The sequence below is a fragment of the Pseudomonas sp. PA-4-8C genome (assembly GCF_021606625.1).
Lineage (GTDB): Bacteria > Pseudomonadota > Gammaproteobacteria > Pseudomonadales > Pseudomonadaceae > Aquipseudomonas > Aquipseudomonas lactis.
Window position 1 is genome coordinate 1 of record NZ_WKCD01000428.1, and the last position, 2,957, is coordinate 2,957.

The 2,957-nt window shown below is 64.2% G+C and carries 3 protein-coding genes; all 3 read right to left on the bottom strand.

The window, feature by feature from the left end:
• Positions 1-1,606: xanthine dehydrogenase family protein molybdopterin-binding subunit (locus tag GIW04_RS29425; RefSeq protein WP_236479507.1), on the bottom strand; the 1,606-nt coding region annotated here is incomplete at its 3' end.
• Positions 1,606-2,064: a (2Fe-2S)-binding protein gene (locus GIW04_RS29430; protein WP_014718046.1), complete on the bottom strand. Its 459-nt coding sequence runs from the start codon at positions 2,062-2,064 to the stop codon at positions 1,606-1,608. The genes GIW04_RS29425 and GIW04_RS29430, both read right to left, overlap by 1 nt.
• A 279-nt stretch (positions 2,065-2,343) precedes the next feature.
• A partial coding sequence (locus GIW04_RS29435) for a substrate binding domain-containing protein (RefSeq protein WP_236479508.1) occupies positions 2,344-2,957 on the bottom strand: 614 nt, incomplete at its 5' end.

Consider the following 2,957-nt stretch of genomic DNA (forward strand, 5'->3'; position numbering starts at 1 on the left):
GCCAATAACCGAGCATGGCCGGGCCTTTGACGTAAATCTGTGCGATGCGTTTGTTGGGTATTGCGTAGCTCTTGCCCGACAAGCCTTCCAGGGCGGTAGGGTCGATCGCGTCGCCCTGTTTGCCGGCGATGGCTTCGGTGGGGCCTTCGGTGGCGCTGACCGCTTCGATGGCTACGGGCAGGCCTTTGTCATCCAGCGCGGCGCGGAACTTGACCACGGCGACCGGGCGCAATACATCGCGCACGAACTCTTCTTCACGGCTCCAGATCAGCTTGATCGGCCGACCCACCGCCTTGGCCAGCGCGATGGCCTGCGGGTAAGGGTTGGCGGAGTCATACAGGAAATGCCGGCCGAAAAAACCGCCCAGCAGCGGCGAGTGTAGGGTGATTTGCTCAGTGCTCAGGCCGGTGCGTTTGGCGATGTCGGCACGGAACATATCCGGCGCCTGGTTAGGCAGCCACACCTCCAGCGTGCCGTCGGGGTTAAAGCGTGCCAGGGCTGAAGGCGGCTCCAACTGGGCATGGTTGAGGTACTGGTTGTGGTAGGTGGCTTCGACGCGGGTCTTGGCGCTGGCCAGTGCGCCGGGCACATCGCCTTCGTTTTCCTCATCGCGGGCCGGGCCTTGCTGGGCGGCAAGGAAGTCGCGGTACTTGTCGCTGGAAAAATCCGCCGGCATCGCCCGCACGGTGGAGTCGGCGGCGGCTTCCAGCCATTCCACCTGGATGGCTTCGACGGCGCGCTTGGCATGCCACCAACGTTCGGCTACCACCGCCACGGCGCCGGGCAGGGTGTGAACCGAATGCACGCCTTTCATGGCCTGCACCTGCGCCTGGTTGCGCAGGCTGCCCACGGTCATGCCCAGGCGCGGCGCGTGTTGGACCGCCGCGTGGAGCATGCCGTCGATTTTCAGGTCGATGGTGTACTGCGCCTTGCCGGTGGATTTGTCATAGGCATCCAGGCGCTTGACCGGCTTGCCGATCCAGCGGAACTGGCTTGGATCGCGCAGGGTGATACTGGCCGGGTCGGGCACCGGCATATCCAGGGCGCGCCCGGCCAGTTCGCCGTAGCCCAGGGAGCGACCGGAAGCGGCGTGCACCACGCGACCGGGTTGGGTGGTCAGCTCGCTGAGCGGTACGCGCAGTTGCTCGGCGGCAGCTTGCATCAGCATCGCGCGGGCGAGGGCGCCGAGGCGGCGCATGGTCGGGTAGCTCATGCGCACCGACATGCTGCCGCCGGTGATGCGCATGCCATTTTCCATCACCACGTAGGCTTCGCCGGGCGGGGCCGCTTCGACGATGAACGTGGCCGGGTCGGCATCCAGCTCTTCACCGACGATCTGCGCCATGGCGGTGTGGGTGCCTTGGCCGCCTTCCATGAAGGGGCTGAGCAGGCGCACGCTGCCGTCGGGGCGAATTTCCAGGAAGGCGGGCACTTGAGTACCGCGTTCAGCCGCAGCGCCGGTCGCGGCTTGCACGCGGGAGGTGCCCAGCGGCAAGCCGAAGCCGATCACCAGCGCGCCCACAGCGGTGCTGGCCAGGAAGCGGCGACGGGACAAGTTGATCGGTTCGCCCAGGGCAACGCCGGGAATGATCTCGTTGGTGTTCATCAGGCGGTCTCCTTCCCGGCGGCCAAGGCGTCCATGGCGGCATGGATGGCGTTGTAGGTGCCGCAACGGCAAAGGTTGACCATCGCCGCGTCGATCTGCGCCTTGGTTGGCGCGGGGGTGTGCTTGAGCAGCGCGGTGGCCGCCATCACCTGCCCGGACTGGCAGTAACCGCATTGCGCCACTTGATGTTCGACCCAGGCCGCCACCACACGCTTGCCCACGTCATCGGCCTCCACGGCCTCGATGGTGGTGATCTCACGACCGACCACGCCGGCCACGGGCGTCACGCAGGCGCGTACCACGTTGCCGTCCACCAGCACCGAACAGGCGCCGCACTGGGCCAGGCCGCAGCCGTATTTGGTGCCGGTCATGCCCAAGTTATCGCGGATCACCCACAACAACGGGGTGTCGGCTTCGGCATCGACCTGATAGGCCTTTTGGTTGATACGTAATTCCATGCGGGCTCACCTGCTGATCATCGGTTGGTGGTGCTGAGTTCTTATAGGAGCGGTGCGACTAGAAGTCGCCCATCGTCGAACTCTAGACCAACGCGCAAGGGCTATCTATCCGATTGCCCTCAAGTTCAGAGGATCAGGCAAGAATTCAACAGGATTGGGTCAATGTCCTCTGTAGGAGCGAGCTTGCTCGCGAAGATCGCCACCGATAACGCACGCTATCAGGTTTAACCCGGGTTCTCGGGCTTTTCGCGAGCAAGCTCGCTCCTACAAGAGCCTTCATCAGCAGCCATTAAATTGAAACCCGCCTGACAGCTTTTCCTTCAAATACTCTACCAACACCGTCACCGACTTGGGCACATGGGGCGAGTAAGGCCGTATCAGATAGATCTCATCGGCAAACGCGCCTTTGAGTGTCCAGTCCTTCAATACCTGCACCACTTTGCCCGCGTTCAGCGCCGTCTGGGCGCTGAAGTCCGGGAGCAGGGCGATGCCCAGGTGGTTGAGTGCGGCGTCGCGCAAGGCCTCGCTGTTATTGGTGGCGAAGCTGCCGGCGATGGGCACGGTGAGGCGCTCGATGGGGTGGCTGCCGCGCTCGAAGGTCCAGGCGGGCTGGTCGGTGCCGCGTGGGTAAAACAGGCAGTTGTGGGCCGACAGCTCGCCTGGCTCGCGGGGTTTGCCGTGGCGTTGCAGGTAATCATGGGTGGCGACCAGCACTGAGGTGGTGTCGCACAGCTTCCACGCCACGTGGGTTTCGGGCACCTGGAAGCCGTGGCGCACCGCCAGGTCGTAACCCTCGGCGGCCAATGAGCTCAAGGCATCGGAGACGTCCAGTTGGATACGCACCTGGGGGTACTGCTGCAAAAAACCGGACAGGTGCGGCACCAGTTGTTGCC